We start from the raw sequence: 14,725 nt of genomic DNA, 5'->3' as shown, positions 1-14,725 counted from the left end.
AATTGCTAACTAAGAAACAGGGCTCGCTTATGCAGCACCAGGAGTAATGAGCTTACAGTGTGTCTGGTAGGCGACCGCTTCAAGCCCTAGGTAGCTAAGTCAGCAACGACTCACTCATAGCCAACCGCAACTGCTCTTTGCATCACCAAAAACAAGCTACCTAGGAGCCCTGTTGCTGGCAGCACTTTCCTTCTCCACTCTCTAGCCAACCATGAGTACTCCTAATTCGCTTGTGCTATCCGTAGCCGACGGCACCCAGATGCACGTCTACGTAGCTCGCCCCCAAGCCAACGGCCCAGCACCCGGCATCCTGCTGTTTCAGGAAGCTTTCGGCGTGAATGGTCACATTCGTAACGTAGCCGACCGCTTGGCCCAAGCCGGCTACGTGGTGGTAGCGCCCGAGCTGTTTCACCGCTCGGCCGAGCCGGGCCTCGAAATTCCCTACACCGAATTTGCCACCCAGGCCATGCCGCACTACCAGGCTATCACGCCGGAAGGCCTGAACCAAGACATTCAGGCCGCCTATGACTGGCTGCAAAGCCAGGACGACGTGCAAAAAGATAAAGTTGGCAGCATCGGGTTTTGCCTAGGTGGGCAGGTGTCGTTCCGGGCTAATGCTGTGGTGCCCGTGGCTGCGGCTGTGTCATACTACGGTGGCGGCACGCACACCATCACCAACTTAGCCGCTGACCTGCACGCGCCGCACCTTTTCTACTGGGGTGGGCTCGACCAGCACATCAGCAAAGACCAAATAACGCAAGTGGTCGAGGCCGTGGAAGCGGCCGGCAAACCCTACATCAACACGGTTATTTCTTACGCCGACCACGGCTTCAACTGCGACGAACGCCCCAGCTACAATGCCGAGGCCGCCGCCGAGGCCTGGGCTCTCACGCTAGCTTTCTTCCAAGAAAAGCTGGGTAAATAAGCCCGCTATCATCGCTAAGTGTCCGCTACGGCAGTGACCCACCAGTGCTTTGTGCCAAGCGCTGGTGGGTTTCTTGCATGTATGTGCTTAGCTCATGCGTAGCAGAGTCGAGCTGTTGCGCCTGTTCAAAATGATGAAGTGCCGCTGCATACTCGCCCCGGTCGAGGTGGTAAATGCCTAGGTTGCGGTAGCCATACGCATTGGCAGGGTCGAGCGCTAGGCCGTGCTGGATATCGGCTAGGCCCGCCGCTTCTTGGCCTAGCTTGAGCAGCGCCAAACCCCGATTGTTGTAGGCGTAGGCCTGTCCAGGCTCACAGGCAATAGCGTGGTCAAAATCGGCGAGTGCCAGCGCATAATTGCCCAATAAGTTGTGGGTATAGCCTCTATTATTATAGGCATTAACGTAGGGCTGCGGCTGCTCGATGAGGGCAGTGTAGGCATCTATAGCGGCGGCGTGCTGGCCTAGGCGCGACAGAATAAGCGCATGGGTAAATTGGTCGTCATCAGTTAGCTGGTCCGCAAATTCTTCTTGGTACTGCATGCTCACCGGTAAGGCTTCGGCGTACCGGCCCGCATGTGTCAGTACATAGTAAGCGTGCTGTAGGATAGAAGCCGTGGGCACGACTTTGGGCAGCAGCGCCACGTAGAGGTCAGCGCTTTCGGCATAGTTGCCGGCCACCCGGCAGGCTTCGGCTTGTTGCAGCTGCGCATTCAGGCGCCGGCCTAGCTCGGGTAGTCGATAGATGTTTACTAGCTGCTGGCCATCATTAAAGATTCGGCGACCGTCGGCTAATAAGATAGGCCTGGTACGTGGCACCAAGTTGAAGAAGAACCCTACAGTAGCCAACCCCAGCAGGCAGCACGCAAGCGCTCGCAGAGGATAGTTAGACTGAGAAAAAGCGACTGCCACGCCACCTCCCGCCAGCAAAAGCGGTAGCAGAGGCCCCGCTACTATGATGGCCGCCTTGCGCCAGGCAGCAGTAGTCGCTTGGTGCTCGCAGTAGCCGCCGCGCCACAGCAGCACGGTGTACGCTACGAATACTTGTAGGCGGCCAACTTGGAAGCGCAGATTTCTGGTAGGCTGGCCATAGGTGCCGAGGTGTACCGTGACGGGGCCTGGCAGCAACGTCAGGGCCGCCCAGGCATGGCCCGCCTCGTGTAGCACACCCACTACACACCAAAGTAGCACTACTAGCAGCAGCACAGCAGCGATATAGGGAGCGATTTCCAAGCTGAGGGAGATAGGAGAGAAGGAAGCGCAAAAGTGCAAACAAGATTAAGGCATGCTCACGCTTTTGCCAAGTGCTGTGCAACCTTTCCGGGCCAATTGCCATACAGCATAGCATGAAGCCAACTCCACGCACTACTTCTTGGCTCTGGGCCGCCGGATTCGGCCTAGCGGCCCTTGCTACCACTGTTTGGCGCAATCGCCGGGGCTCGTATGAGCTTACGGGCCGCACCGTGCTCATCACGGGAGGGTCGCGGGGCCTAGGGCTGGTGCTGGCTCGCCGCGCGGTGTCGGAAGGCGCCCGTGTAGCCATCTGCGCCCGCGATGAACAAGAACTCACCCGGGCGCGGCAAGACCTGCTCGACTACGGCGGTACTGAGTCCACCGTGCTTGCCCTCTCCCGCGACCTCACCGATGCCAACGACGTGCGCACGCTCGTGGAAGAAGTTGAAAACCGCCTAGGTCCCATTGATGTGCTCGTCAACAATGCAGGTATTATCATCGGTGGCCCGCTCGAAAACATGGATACCCGCGACTTCGAGGATGCCATGAACACCCACTTTTGGGCACCCTTCCACGCTATGCAAGCCGTGCTGCCCGGCATGAAGCAGCGCGGTGAGGGGCGCATCATCAATATTTCTTCCCTAGGTGGCAAAGTGGCTATTCCACACCTCACAGCCTATAGCGCCAGCAAGTTTGCCCTTGTCGGGCTATCCGAAGGTTTCCGCGCCGAGCTGAATCAGTACGGCATCTATGTCACCACGGTGTGCCCCGGCTTGCTGCGCACAGGCAGCCCCGGCCACGCCGAAATAAAGGGTCAGCACGAGAAAGAGTACGCTTGGTTTAGCATTGCCGATGCGCTGCCAGGATTCACGATGAGCGCCGAGCAAGCCGCCCGCCGCATTTGGAACGCCGCCCGCCGCGGTGATGGCGAAATTATCCTTTCGCTCCCGGCCAAGCTGCTGGCAGGTTTCCACGGCGTGCTGCCGGGTACTACGGTCGATGTGCTGGCCTGGGTAAACCGCGCCCTGCCCGCCACCGGCGAAAGCCCAGCTGCCAACGAGCGCCGCAGCGGCTACGAAAGTGAAACGCCTATCACGCGCTCTTTCCTCACGACCCTCAACAAGCAGGAGGCTCGCCGCAACAACGAGTAGATGAGCTAGAGCCCCCTAGGGCCCGTGCTACAGCCAAAAAAGAAAAAAGCCCGCGCACAACTGTGCGCGGGCTTTTTTCTTTTTTGGCTGTAGCACGGGGCTATTCACTATCTGGGCGACCTAGGCCGGGCGGCGGGGTGCCCTGGGCGCCCTGTGAAGTTGGAATGCCCATTTTCTCTTCGCGCTTGCGCTGGTAGCGGGTAAACTGAGCGGGCGTGAGCACTTCTTTCAACTGCTCGAGGCGGGCCAGGCCGATGTCCTCAATGTAACCACGCAGCTTGGTGGGGTCTTGGCGAAAGCGCTGCCGGGCAGCCTCCACATTGCGCACCGAGTTGGTATTAATAACGCGGACCTTTTCTGCCTGCGCGGGCGTCAGGCCCAGCGCTTGGGCCATATTGGTAGTGAGGGCGTTGGCGCGGTCCTCGACCGAAGTAGCAGCAGCCCCAGCGGCCGCCGGCTTTTTGATAGTGGAGGCTACCTGGGCGCTGGCTAGCGAAGAGCCAGCTAGCAACGGCAATAGCAAGAAAATGGAGTGCTTAATAAGCATAGAAGTAGGGAAGGGTGCGTCTATCGGCGCTGGCAATAATAGGTGAAGCAACGTCGAGAATAGCCATTTTGGTGCCGAAAATCGCCGGGTAGTAGTCATAAAAAAAGCCGCTGACCAGCAGCGGCTTTTTTAAAAGCAAAATAGTAGCGCCTACTACTTAACGGTATACGTGCTACCATCCGACACTTTGCCGTCGCTGTTCAGCGAAGCCGGCTTCAGCGTGATAGTATAGGTGCCAGCCTTAGTGATTTTGAGGTTACCACCATCCTGCTTGAGGACGCCGGTGCTGCCGCCATCACCTAGGTTAGCTTTCCAGTCTGCGCCGTAGCGGAACTTGTACTCATCGGCTGCAAACGAGCCCGTGTACGTGAAAGCATTCTGAGCGCAGTCATACGTCATCACCGCATCGGTGCTCCAGCCTTTAGCTGCTGCACCGATGATAGACCAAGCCTGGTTGGCAGCTGGCTGTGCGCAATACACGGTGGCCGTGAGGGGCAGCGTAGGGGAGTACATTGGGGCATTGGCTGCGTACACGGCCTTCACCCGAATGTCGAGCGGTGTGGCTGTGCCCACGGGTAGGCCACCGGCCAGCAGTGGCGTGTTGAGGTCGCCCACGGTGAAAGTCTTGCTCGGGCCCGCACCTAGGTCGATAGACGAAACGACATTGGCAAAGTTGGTACCTTGCTTGGCAACTTGCAGGGTATAGGTAGTGGCTGGGCTATAGGGCTTGTCTACGTTGGCCCAGGAATAGGTGAGCGGCGTAAACGTGAAAGTGGCGGCGTTGGCGGCGGCATTGGCCTGCGTCAGCACCACACTGGTGGTCGAGGCAGTCAGCGATACTGAGTTGGTAGGCGTGAGAGTAGCCTGCACCTCGTCTTTCTTACAAGCCGTCAGGCTGAAGGCGGCAACAGCCAACACGCCGGCCGCCGTTTGGGTAATCCAAGTTTTCATGGAACGATAAAATACGGGTGGGTAAAAGCGGGGCACTGTCGCATTTTTCTTGAGGCCGAAACCCTCTAGAATACCAAAGAATTCCGGCGCTCAAAAAATAAAAATGCGTTAGTAACCAGGGTTCTGCTTGCCTTGCAGGTTGGGGTTGGCTACGATGTCCGTGTTCGGAATTGGGAACAGGGCGCGGGTGGCATCCACGTCGCGGCCGCTGTTCACGCCGCCTTTCAGCGCCCAGTTGTAGCCGGTAGTGTAGCGGCCAAAGCGAATGAGGTCGGTGCGGCGGTGGCCTTCCCAGTACAGCTCGCGAGCGCGCTCGTCGAGGATGTCATTGAGCGCTACGGCCGATAGGTTAGCCGAGCCCGAGCGGCGACGCACTTCGTTTACTTGGTCGAGGGCCGTGCCGGCGGTGCCGCCTGTGCCGCCACGCAGCACAGCTTCGGCGTACATGAGCTTCACGTCGGCGAGGCGGAACATTGGGAAGTCGGTATCCGGGAAGTCACCCGCGGCATCCGAGCCCTTCACGCCCGTCGAGGTTACGTTCTTATACTTCGGCAGCAGGTAGCCGTTGCGGAAAGCCGTGAGCGTATCCACATTCAGGCGCTGGCCCGAGGTGTAGAGTATGCTGCGACGTGCGTCTGAAGTGCTAGTGGTATTGTTTGTGAGCAGGGCCGTAAACTGCTGGCGTGCCCGGAAGCCACCCCAGCCCGAATTGATACCGATGGTAGCGGGCGAAAGCGTGCCGCCCACAGCGCCGTGCACGAGGTAGGTCATACCACCGTAGCCCCGGGTGCGGGTGCCGTCGAAGGCAATGGGGAAGATGATTTCGTTGCGGGCCTCGCTCGTGTTGTTGTCAGCCAAAAACAGCTTTTGGTAGGCTGAGAACTGTGCCGAAGGCGTGGTGCACAGCTGGTAATTGGCTGCGAGCACTTTGTTGGCGTAGGTCACGGCGTCGGTGTAGCGGGGCGTGCCGGTGTATACCTGCGCGTTCAGGTACAACTTGGTGAGCAGCGTCCAGCACACGGCTTGGTCGGCGCGGGCATACACCGCCTTAGGCGCCAGCAGGCCGCCATTGCTGGCGTCGGTGCCGTCGAGGGCTTTCAATTCCGACTCTACGTAGGCGAAGATTTCGGCCCGGGTCTTGTATTGCGGCAGGGTGCCCAGTACGTCGGCTTCGGTGGCAAACGGCCCACCCCCGAAGAGGTCCACAATGTGCCAGTAGCTCATGGCGCGCAGCAAGCGCGCTTCGGAGCGGTACTGCTTCACGGTAGTGGCCGTGGCGCCCGTGATGCCGCGGCTCGCCAGGTTGGCATCGGTGGTCTGGCGAATGAACTCGTTGCAGAGGCCGATTTGGTAGTAAATGCGGTCGTAGGTAGCGCGCACAAACTCGTTGTCCGCGTTCCAAGTCATGGTGTTAATCGAAGGCAGGTTGCCATCGTTCCAGCCCAGCACGGCCTCGTCGGTCGTGATTTCCTGCAGCTGCCAGTACACCCGGATGTAGTTCGAGAAGCCTTCGTCGATGCCCGAGATATCGGCCTGGCCCGATGGGCCCTGCTGGCCGCTCACGGCATAAGTGGCGTAGAGGCGCGCCAGTACTTGTTGAATCTGGGCGGGGTCGCTGTATACTACCTCGGCGTTGGCCGAGTAGTCGGGCACTTGGTCTAGGTCCTTGGTGCAGCCTGTCGAGAGGGCTGTTAACCCAGCGGCCAGCGCCAGCATCCCGAGCGTGCGAGTGAATTTAGTTTGCATATGCGATGGGTGGGAAATTAAAAGCCGAGGTTAAGACCAACCGTGAACGTGCGCGGACGCGGATAAATCGTTTGGTCGATGCCAATCGTTGGGTTGGCGCCGCCCGAGAAAATCTCGGGGTCAATGCCCTTGTAGTTGGTGATTACGAATACGTTCTGAACCGCAACTGACAAGCCTAAGTTCGTGCCCTTCTTCAGCAGTTCACCAAAGTTGTAGCCGAGAGTAGCGTTCTGCATGCGCAGGAACGAAGCATTCTCCACGAAATAGTCGGAGAAGTACTGAGCCGAGGTAAAGCCCGAGCTCAATACTTCGCGGTTGCGGTTAACCAGGAAGTTGTTGGTGCTGGCGTCGTAGAAAGAGCTGGCGCGCACGTTGTTGTACACGTAGTTGCCTAGGTTGGCACGCAGCGTAAAGGCCAAGTTGAAGCCTTTGTACGTGGCATTGGCACCGCCACCCAGAATCCAGTTAGGGCGGGCCGACTTGTAGCGGTAGCGGTCCGAGCTGTTGATGGTACCGTCGCCGTTGCGGTCTACGTACACGCCTTCGAGGGGCTTGCCGTTGGTGTCATACGCCTGCTGGTACACGTAGAACGACTGGGCCGAGTAGCCCACCGAGTTTACTTGAATCGTGTTGCCTACGCCACCCGAGATGCCGCCGGTCAGCTGGCCAATATCGTTGGGCGAGTCAGAGTTAGTGAGCTTCGTAATGCGGTTCTGGTTGTAGGTAGCGTTAGCATTTACGGTGATGCTCAGCTTGTCGGTTTTCACCACATCCAGGTTAGTAACGATTTCTACCCCTTTGTTGGTGAGCGACCCCACGTTGAAGTTGCCATAGTTCGAAAGGCCCTGAAGAGCTGCTACTTGCACGAAGTTGAGCAGGTCTTTGGTGTCGCGCTTATAGAAGTCAACCGAACCATACAGGCGGCCACCTAGGAAGCCGTAGTCCAAGCCCACGTTGTAGGTCGTCGTGGTTTCCCACGTGATATTGGGGTTGTACTGGTCAGCGCGTAGCGTGCGGTAGAAGGTGTTGCCCAGCTGGTACTGCGCCGTCAGGTTGCTGAGCGACAAGTTGGCTAGGAAGGGGTAGTAGCTACCGCCTAGGTCCTGCTGGCCGGTTTGGCCGTAGCCTAGGCGCAGCTTCAGGTCGGAGATGGCCGACGAGTTTTTCAGGAATTCCTCGCCTTTCAAACGCCAAGCAAAGGCACCCGAGGGGAAGTAGCCAAACTGACGGCCGGGGGCAAAGCGCGAAGTGCCATCGGCACGGAACGTGCCGGTGAACAGGTATTTATCGGCAATGTTGTAGTTAAGGCGCGAATAGAAACCAATGAGGACGTTGGTGTTCAAATACGTGCTCTGGCCGCTGTAGCTCAGGGCTACCGGGTTGTAGATGCTGCCATCGGCCCGGCGGTCGTCGAATACATACGAGCGGTTCTCAAACTTCTGGTACGAATAGCCCGCCAGAAATTCGAGGCGGCCGGGGCCTAGGGTGCGCTCATACTTGCCGTAGGCTTCGAGCAGGTAGTTGTTGAGGTCTTGCGAGTAGAAGTTATTCTGGCCATTGCGCACGTAGCTGTCAGCAGCATTGGCCGGAATGAAGGTAGTACCACGGCCGCGCTGCACGTCATAGCCCACGTTTACGTTGGCGCTCAGGCCTGGCACAAATGGAATTTTGTAGTCGAGCGTCAGGTTGCCGATGCTGCGCTTCACGGTGCTGCGGTCACGGCGCAGGTCGTACAGCGCCACTGGGTTGCGCACGGCCAGCGTGTTGAGGCTGCCGTCGGGGTTCAGCGATTCGTAGTAGCCGCCAAACACCGAGTACTGCGAGGCAGTAGAGCGCACAGGCTGGGTGGGGTCAAATGAGGTGGCAGCGCCCACGGCGCCCTGGTTCGAGAAGTTGTTGTCTACCCACGAGCCCTTCAGGTTCAGGGCTACCCGCAGGCTGCCTTTGAAAAGCACAGGCGTCAAGCTCAGCGAGCCGGTATAGCGGGTTAGGTCGTTGCGCTTCAGCAGGCCCTGCTGCGAGAGGTAGCCTACCGAGGCCCGGTAGGGGAGGTTGCCGGCCGCGCCACTCACGCTCACGTTGTTGTCGGCCGAGTAGGCGGGGCGGTAGATTTCGCGCTGCCAGTCGGTGTTGGCGGTGCCCAGCACGGCGCGCTGGCCGGTGGTGCCATAGGTATTTACCAACGAGCGGAACTGGTCGGCATTCAGTACATTGGAATATTTAGCTACCGTAGCTACCGACTGCTGAGTCGAAGCCGTTACCTGTACTTTGTCGCCTATTACGCCACGCTTAGTAGTCACCAGAATAACACCGTTCGAAGCGCGCACCCCGTAGATAGCCGTTGAAGAGGCATCCTTAAGTACAGTAATGCTCTCGATATCATTGGGGTTAATGAGGCTCAGCGGGTTGGTGGCGCCCGAAATGCCCGTGTTATCAACCGGCACACCGTCGATGATGATGAGCGGTGCATTGGAGGCTGACAGCGACGAACCGCCGCGAATCAGAATCTGGGTAGCTGCGCCAGGGGCACCACCCGCGTCCGTAATCTGTACGCCAGCCACTTTGCCCTGCACAAGCTGCTCGGGGTTGGTTACTTGGCCTTTCACGAAGGATTTCGAAGAAATCTGCTCTACGGCGCCGGTCAAGTCTTGGCGGCGCTGAGTGCCGTAGCCTACTACTACAGCCTCGCCGAGCTGGGTAGCGCTTTCGCTGAGTGCCTGAGCGGGCACCGTCAGGGTTTTGCCTTCACCTACTGCAATTTGCTGGCGTACGGTGGTGTAGCCAACGAAAGAGATAACGAGCACCCGGCCGCCGGCCGGTACGTTGGAAATCGTGTAGTTGCCATCCACGTCGGTGCTGCTGCCGAGCTGCGTGCCTTCAATCACGACCGTTACCCCCGGAATGCCTTCGTTTTTGGTGTCCGTCACGCGGCCCGTTACCGTGCCGGTAGTGGCCTGCGCCCACGCTGCCCCTAGGGGGCCAGCTAAGCTGAGTAATAAGAATAGCAGAAACCGGAGTTTCGCCAGGTAGGGTTGCTTCATAAACAACAAATCGGGTGGGGAAAAAAGTGGGAAAAATAATCCGTAAGGAAAGGGGAGCGGTAAACAGGTAGCAGCGGGGAGAAGGTTTTGAAAAAGGCTCCTTTTCCACAAAACAGCTTTCTCCGCCTCCCTAAGCTGGCGTGCCCGAAGGCACGCGCAGGAGCTTACGAAATCGATTCCGCAAAATTAAGTACGCAAGCGCCGAAATGATGCATTAGTCGGCATGCAGCAGAAATATTCATACTCGCAATAGGACGGTTTAGCAGCTGGTAAGGGCCTGCGTAAGGGGGCGAGCTGCGTAATTTTAGGGTGCTAGGCGTGCTAGTAGGCTGGGCACCAAGGCTAGCTAAGCGGAGCCTGGCATTCGACTTGCTTATGGGTGCCGCTTCGAAAATCCGCCGCCGCTAGGTGCCTCGTAGCTGCTGCGGGCAAGGGCTGCAAGCCATTGCTGCGCCAAGAAGCTAAGTGGGTGATGGGCTGCATCCCATTCCGGCAGTAGCTTTGGCTTTGGATGGTGGCAAAGAGCCAGTTCGTTGCGCAAACTCACGCCAATTTTGTACTTTTGACCGATTCTGCGCTACTATGAAGTTTACGCTTTACTCTTTTTTACTCGCCTTAGCCCTGCTAGGTGCCACAGTAGGCTCGGCAACTGCCCAAGCCCGGAAGCCCGTGCCCGGCAAGGCACCGGTGAAAGGTAAACCTGGGGTAAAAGCGCCGCCGCCCCCGCCGCCGCCCGTGGAGGCAGCCAAGCGCGTGGTCGAGGAAGAGGCCAAGCCACAGCTCATTATTAGTAAGATAAAAATAAAAGACCCTGTCCTGGTTTTTTACCAACAGGCTGCCCCCGGCACGGCGGTGCAGCAGCTATTGATGGAGGAGAAAAATCTGCCGTTGCTGAAAACTACGCCGCTGGAAGAACTGGTAGCCCGCCGCGAAGTCTTTGTGGATGGCCTAGGTAACTACTCGCCACCTGGCCAGGCCGCCGACGATGAGCGCTTTCGCCTCACGGGCGTGAGCCTGCTGGCCAGTAGTGAAAAGCGCTACCCCGCGCCCGACGGCCGCAGCACCTACGCCCGCCTCAAGGTGCCTAGCCCTGGCGAGTTGTACGTCGTGCGCGAGTCAGCCGAAGAATACCGCCACTTCGTAAGTGGCCCACAAAAGCGGGGTTCACGTATTAACTTCGAGGTCAATGGATTGCCTGGCGTCGACTCGGTGCGGGCGGCGTACACGTTGCGCAAGATTGACGTATCGGAGCGGGGCGCCGGCGCTGGCGAGGTTATCCGCTAGTTTAATCCCACTGGTTATGGAACTCACCGAAGCTATTGCGCAGCACGTGCTCGAGGTGTACGAAGGCGATAACTGGACGGAAGTAGCCATCTTGCCGACGCTGCACGATGTGACGTGGCGCGAGGCCATTACTCAGACGCCCGCCTCGCCCAATACCATTGCCACCCTCCTGCACCACCTCACGTTTTGGAACCGCGTAATGGCGCGCCGCGCCCAAGGGGTGGCCACTGAGGTAGGCCCAGCCAATGGCTTTGATGCCCCAACGATTGAAAAGGAGGCCGATTGGCAGGCCTTGCTGGCCGATAGCCGCCAGTCGGCCCAGGAGCTAGCGGCGGCGATTCGCAGCTTTGACGAAGCTAAGCTTCCCGATACCATCTTGCCAGGTTACGCTTCTGCTTACAAGAACCTGCAAGGCGCCGTAGAACATCTGCACTACCACCTAGGGCAATTGGTGCTTTTAAAAAAACTTGTGCGCGGCACCTATGCACGCGCTTAGCTACTGCCGCCTACTGGCAGCGAGCTTGGCGGCTAGCCTAGGCAGCCAATTGGCCAATGCCCAGGTCACGCTGCGGCTACTGCCTGGCCCGGCACCAGCTGCCGGCCAGAAAATTTACGTAGCGGGCTCCTTCAATGAGTGGAACCCCGCCGCGCCCGATTTTGCCCTGCGGCCCCAGCCCGATGGCTCGTACCAGCTCACGCTGCCCGCCGCCGTGCGCGGGCTCCAGGAGTTCAAGTTCACGCGCGGCTCGTGGCAAACCGGCGAGGCCGACAGCAGCTTTCAGCCCCGGCCCAATCGGCGCGCCGACTTTGGGACCGGCCCGCGCACGCTTACCTTGCGAGTAGCCGCCTGGCAAGACCAGCGCCCCGGTGGCTCCGTTGCAGTGCCTCCCAAGCCCCATACCGCCGCGCCTAATGTGCGCATTCTGGCCGATTCCTTTCGGCTGCCGCAGCTAGGCGGGCGTCGGCGGCGCATCTGGCTCTACCTGCCGCCGGACTACGCTACGTCCGGGCACCGCTACCCGGTGCTGTACCTGCACGATGGCCAGAATGTATTTGACGAGGCCACAGCCTACGCCGGCGAGTGGGCCGTTGATGAGACTCTCAATCAGCTAAAGAAGAGCGGCCAGGACCCAACCGGCTGCCTCGTAGTAGCCATCGACAACGGCGGCGAGCGCCGGCTCGATGAGTATTCGCCCTGGGTGAATGAGCGCCTCAAAAAAGGCGGCGAAGGCAGCCAGTACGTCGAGTTTCTGGTGCGCACCCTCAAGCCCTATATCGACCAGCACTACCGCACCCGCCCCGATGCAGCCCATACCGCCATTATGGGTTCTAGCATGGGCGGGCTTATTTCGCTGTATGCGGGGGTAAAGTACCCGGCGGTGTTTGGCCGGGTAGGGGTTTTCTCACCCGCATTCTGGTTTGCGAAAGACTCGGTGCTGGCATTTGTGCGGCGGCGCCCGGCGCCTAGCAAAAGCCGGTTTTACTTTGTGGCTGGCCCGGCCGAAGGGCCTACTATGGTGCCGCACATGGCCGAAGTGCGCGACGCCCTGCTGGCGCGTGGCCTCAGCTCCACCCACATTGCCTTCAAAACTCCTGTTGACGGCCAGCACGCCGAGTGGTTTTGGCGGCGCGAGTTTGGGCCCGCCTACCAGTGGCTATTGCTGAAATAGGATAATTGATAAATTTTTTCGCGAAAAAAGCTGAGCTAGTTGCACAATTTATAAAGCCTCGTATATTTGCCCCCGACATGACCGGCTTCTCGACCATTTATTGCCTAATGATTAAGCGACCCAATTTGGGCCTCGGAATCGTGCGGCATAGCCGGCCACCAGGGAGATAAAGAAATGGTTTCCCTTCTAGCCTCAAACTAAGCTTTAGCCCGATTCCTTCGACAGGAATCGGGCTTTTTTTTTACCCTTTTCACCCCCGCGACGCACCATGACTTTGCACCTGCTCGCCCACCCTCACCACCCTGCCACGCCCGCCTCGGGCATGGTCTGGAAGATGCTCTTCGACCGCCAGCACGCGCTGCTGCACCGTCGGGCGTGCCCGGCGTTTGCGGCTGGGGTGGCAGCCCTAGGGCTGCGCCGCGAGGAAGTGCCCCAGGTGGCCCGGCTGAGCCAGGTGGTATACCAGCGCACCGGCTGGACGCTGCGCCCGGTGGGCGGCCCGCTGCCCGAGGCGGCGTACTATGCGGCCCTGGCCCAGCGCGAACTGCCGCTCGTGACGCGCTTGCGCACGTTTGCCGAATTTGACCAGCCGGCCCACGGCGTCGATTTGTTTTCGGAAGTGATGGGCCGGCTGCCTTTGCTACTGGAGCCCGCTTATGCTCAGGCGCTGCAGGCCCTAGGTCAGGCTTGGGCACTGGCTACTACGTCAGCCACCACGGCTTTGCTGCGGCGCTTCACGCGGGCCACTTTTGAGCTAGGGCTGCTGGCGCCCGCTAGCGAAAAGCCCCAGTTGTACGGCTTCACGCTGCTGACCTCGGCCCGCCACCTGCACGCGGCCGCCGCTGCCCCCACCGAAAGTTTGCAACCCTTGGCCGGGGCTGCCCGGAGGCTGCGGCTCCTAGGTGCCCCCGCCGCGGGGCTGGTGCCCGAAGCCGGAAGCCAACCTTACTTTGTGGCGCACGACTGGGCACAGTTGCTTGCCGAGGTGCAGCAGCTAACGGCCGAGCTGACCCTGGCCCAACGCCCGGCGCCCGGGCCGCACGCCCTGCCCTTCGCCTCAGCGGAGGTTGGGAGCCGCGCCAGCAGCTTTGCCCAGCGCACCGCCGAGCTGCGGCAGGCGAGCTAACATCGTGCATCGCACCACGGCAACCACAAAAAGCCCGCGCCCTAGGTATAGGACGCGGGCTTTTTTGTAGAGTAAGCTGGCCAGCAGCTACGCTTTGAGGCGGGCCTTGAGATAGGCGAGCGCCCGCTGGTGGGCGTCGGCGGCCAGCGCTTGGTCGTATTTGGGGTTGGAGGGGTTGGCGAAGGCGTGCACGGCCGGATATTCCTTCACGGTTACCTTTTTGCCAGCGGCAGCCATGTCCTTCTCAAACTGCGCTACGATGGCCGGGCTGATGCCCTTGTCTTGCTCGGCAAATAGCCCTAGGACGTCCGAATTGAGGGTTTTGAGCTTGGCTACGTCTTTCTCTGGCATGCCGTAGTACATGACGCAGCCCACCGTTTGCTTACCGCCGAGCAGGGCACTTTGCAGGCTCCAGCCGCCGCCAAAGCACCAGCCCACCGAGGCAAACTGCGCCTTGGGGCCAGCATAAAGTTGCGCGCCCTTGATGATGGCCGCAGCGTGGTCGGTCTTGATGCTCTGCATCAGCTTGCCGGCCTCTTCGGGGGTGGTAGCTACTTGGCCGTCGTAGAGGTCCACGGCCAGTACGTTCACGCCGGGCATTTCCTCGGCAAAGCGGGCGGCCTCTTTCTTGATGTAGTCATTGAGGCCCCACCACTCCTGGTACACAAACAAGTACTTGTTGCTGGGCTTAGCGCTTTTAATTTCGAAGGCGTGGCCGGTTTGGCCGTCCGTAGTTTTAAACTCTATCATCTGGCCCTCGCCAGCATAGGAGTAGGGCAGGGGCGCATCATGGCCGCCGATAAAGTCCTGGTCATTGGCCAGCATGGCGAAGGCTTCGGTGGCGCTGGCGGTGGCTGGGCGAGCGCAGCAGCTGAGTACGGTGGCCGCGCTGGGGCCCTGGGCTACGGCCGCGCCGCTACTAAAAACGGCCGCTACAAAGAGCAGAATTTTTTTCATAATAAGGAGAGAAAGGAAGTATGGTGCCATAACAACTGACCCGGCGAATGTTACCGGGCCCTAGGTGGGGCAAACGGGCTGCGCTAACAGCAAGAA

12 protein-coding genes are annotated in these 14,725 nt (G+C 59.5%); 6 read left to right on the top strand and 6 right to left on the bottom strand.

Features of this window, described 5'->3' with window-relative positions; genetic code table 11:
- Positions 1-211: 211 nt before the first annotated feature.
- Positions 212-925 (top strand): dienelactone hydrolase family protein, encoded by a 714-nt coding sequence (locus FNT36_RS03680; protein ID WP_144844474.1) that lies wholly within the window; start codon positions 212-214, stop codon positions 923-925.
- A 25-nt stretch (positions 926-950) separates the two neighbouring features.
- Here FNT36_RS03680 and FNT36_RS03675 read toward each other — a convergent pair whose 3' ends face one another.
- Complete coding sequence (locus FNT36_RS03675) at positions 951-2,156, bottom strand: tetratricopeptide repeat protein (RefSeq protein ID WP_144844472.1); 1,206 nt, start codon at positions 2,154-2,156, stop codon at positions 951-953.
- Positions 2,157-2,269: 113 nt separating this feature from the next.
- Here FNT36_RS03675 and FNT36_RS03670 point away from each other — a divergent pair, with 113 nt between their 5' ends.
- The gene (locus tag FNT36_RS03670) at positions 2,270-3,307 is read left to right on the top strand and encodes an SDR family NAD(P)-dependent oxidoreductase (RefSeq protein ID WP_144844470.1); all 1,038 of its coding nucleotides are present in this window, start codon (positions 2,270-2,272) and stop codon (positions 3,305-3,307) included.
- 100 nt (positions 3,308-3,407) lie between these two features.
- On the opposite strand, the gene FNT36_RS03665 is transcribed toward FNT36_RS03670, so the two are convergent.
- The 4 genes from FNT36_RS03665 to FNT36_RS03650 all read right to left on the bottom strand — a co-directional run bounded on the left by FNT36_RS03665 (position 3,408) and on the right by FNT36_RS03650 (position 9,592).
- Positions 3,408-3,854 carry a hypothetical protein gene (locus FNT36_RS03665; RefSeq protein WP_144844468.1) on the bottom strand — a complete coding sequence of 149 codons (447 nt, stop codon included), beginning with the start codon at positions 3,852-3,854 and terminating at the stop codon, positions 3,408-3,410.
- A 153-nt stretch (positions 3,855-4,007) separates the two neighbouring features.
- Entirely contained in the window at positions 4,008-4,805 is a 798-nt protein-coding gene (locus FNT36_RS03660; RefSeq protein WP_144844466.1) for a SusE domain-containing protein, read from the bottom strand.
- 108 nt (positions 4,806-4,913) lie between these two features.
- Positions 4,914-6,551, bottom strand: a complete 1,638-nt coding sequence (locus FNT36_RS03655; protein WP_144844464.1) for a RagB/SusD family nutrient uptake outer membrane protein — start codon at positions 6,549-6,551, stop codon at positions 4,914-4,916.
- Positions 6,552-6,568: 17 nt separating this feature from the next.
- On the bottom strand, positions 6,569-9,592 hold the full coding sequence (locus FNT36_RS03650; RefSeq protein ID WP_144844462.1) for a SusC/RagA family TonB-linked outer membrane protein: 3,024 nt from the start codon (positions 9,590-9,592) through the stop codon (positions 6,569-6,571).
- A 582-nt stretch (positions 9,593-10,174) separates the two neighbouring features.
- Between FNT36_RS03650 and FNT36_RS03645 the strand changes: the two genes are divergently transcribed.
- The 4 genes from FNT36_RS03645 to FNT36_RS03630 all read left to right on the top strand — a co-directional run bounded on the left by FNT36_RS03645 (position 10,175) and on the right by FNT36_RS03630 (position 13,672).
- On the top strand, positions 10,175-10,876 hold the full coding sequence (locus FNT36_RS03645; RefSeq protein ID WP_144844460.1) for a hypothetical protein: 702 nt from the start codon (positions 10,175-10,177) through the stop codon (positions 10,874-10,876).
- A 16-nt stretch (positions 10,877-10,892) separates the two neighbouring features.
- Positions 10,893-11,372: a DinB family protein gene (locus tag FNT36_RS03640; RefSeq protein WP_144844458.1), complete on the top strand. Its 480-nt coding sequence runs from the start codon at positions 10,893-10,895 to the stop codon at positions 11,370-11,372.
- The gene (locus FNT36_RS03635) at positions 11,359-12,546 is read left to right on the top strand and encodes an alpha/beta hydrolase (RefSeq protein WP_144844456.1); all 1,188 of its coding nucleotides are present in this window, start codon (positions 11,359-11,361) and stop codon (positions 12,544-12,546) included. The genes FNT36_RS03640 and FNT36_RS03635 overlap by 14 nt, the downstream gene beginning before the upstream one ends.
- Before the next feature lie 268 nt (positions 12,547-12,814).
- The gene (locus tag FNT36_RS03630) at positions 12,815-13,672 is read left to right on the top strand and encodes a hypothetical protein (protein WP_144844453.1); all 858 of its coding nucleotides are present in this window, start codon (positions 12,815-12,817) and stop codon (positions 13,670-13,672) included.
- 87 nt (positions 13,673-13,759) lie between these two features.
- Here FNT36_RS03630 and FNT36_RS03625 read toward each other — a convergent pair whose 3' ends face one another.
- Positions 13,760-14,629: a dienelactone hydrolase family protein gene (locus tag FNT36_RS03625; protein ID WP_144844451.1), complete on the bottom strand. Its 870-nt coding sequence runs from the start codon at positions 14,627-14,629 to the stop codon at positions 13,760-13,762.
- Positions 14,630-14,725 lie beyond the last annotated feature (96 nt).

Source organism: Hymenobacter setariae, assembly GCF_007713685.1.
Classification (GTDB): Bacteria; Bacteroidota; Bacteroidia; order Cytophagales; family Hymenobacteraceae; genus Hymenobacter; species Hymenobacter setariae.
Note: the sequence above shows the minus strand (reverse complement) of the source record. Positions and strands in the feature narration are given on the sequence as shown.

Excerpts from the sequence above, each read along its gene's own strand:
- FNT36_RS03680 (WP_144844474.1), top strand. The coding sequence starts at position 212 with ATGAGTACTCCTAATTCGCTTGTGCTATCCGTAGCCGACGGCACCCAG.
- FNT36_RS03670 (WP_144844470.1), top strand. The coding sequence starts at position 2,270 with ATGAAGCCAACTCCACGCACTACTTCTTGGCTCTGGGCCGCCGGATTC.
- FNT36_RS03665 (WP_144844468.1), bottom strand. The coding sequence starts at position 3,854 with ATGCTTATTAAGCACTCCATTTTCTTGCTATTGCCGTTGCTAGCTGGC.
- FNT36_RS03660 (WP_144844466.1), bottom strand. The coding sequence starts at position 4,805 with ATGAAAACTTGGATTACCCAAACGGCGGCCGGCGTGTTGGCTGTTGCC.
- FNT36_RS03655 (WP_144844464.1), bottom strand. The coding sequence starts at position 6,551 with ATGCAAACTAAATTCACTCGCACGCTCGGGATGCTGGCGCTGGCCGCT.
- FNT36_RS03650 (WP_144844462.1), bottom strand. The coding sequence starts at position 9,592 with ATGAAGCAACCCTACCTGGCGAAACTCCGGTTTCTGCTATTCTTATTA.
- FNT36_RS03645 (WP_144844460.1), top strand. The coding sequence starts at position 10,175 with ATGAAGTTTACGCTTTACTCTTTTTTACTCGCCTTAGCCCTGCTAGGT.
- FNT36_RS03640 (WP_144844458.1), top strand. The coding sequence starts at position 10,893 with ATGGAACTCACCGAAGCTATTGCGCAGCACGTGCTCGAGGTGTACGAA.
- FNT36_RS03635 (WP_144844456.1), top strand. The coding sequence starts at position 11,359 with ATGCACGCGCTTAGCTACTGCCGCCTACTGGCAGCGAGCTTGGCGGCT.
- FNT36_RS03630 (WP_144844453.1), top strand. The coding sequence starts at position 12,815 with ATGACTTTGCACCTGCTCGCCCACCCTCACCACCCTGCCACGCCCGCC.
- FNT36_RS03625 (WP_144844451.1), bottom strand. The coding sequence starts at position 14,629 with ATGAAAAAAATTCTGCTCTTTGTAGCGGCCGTTTTTAGTAGCGGCGCG.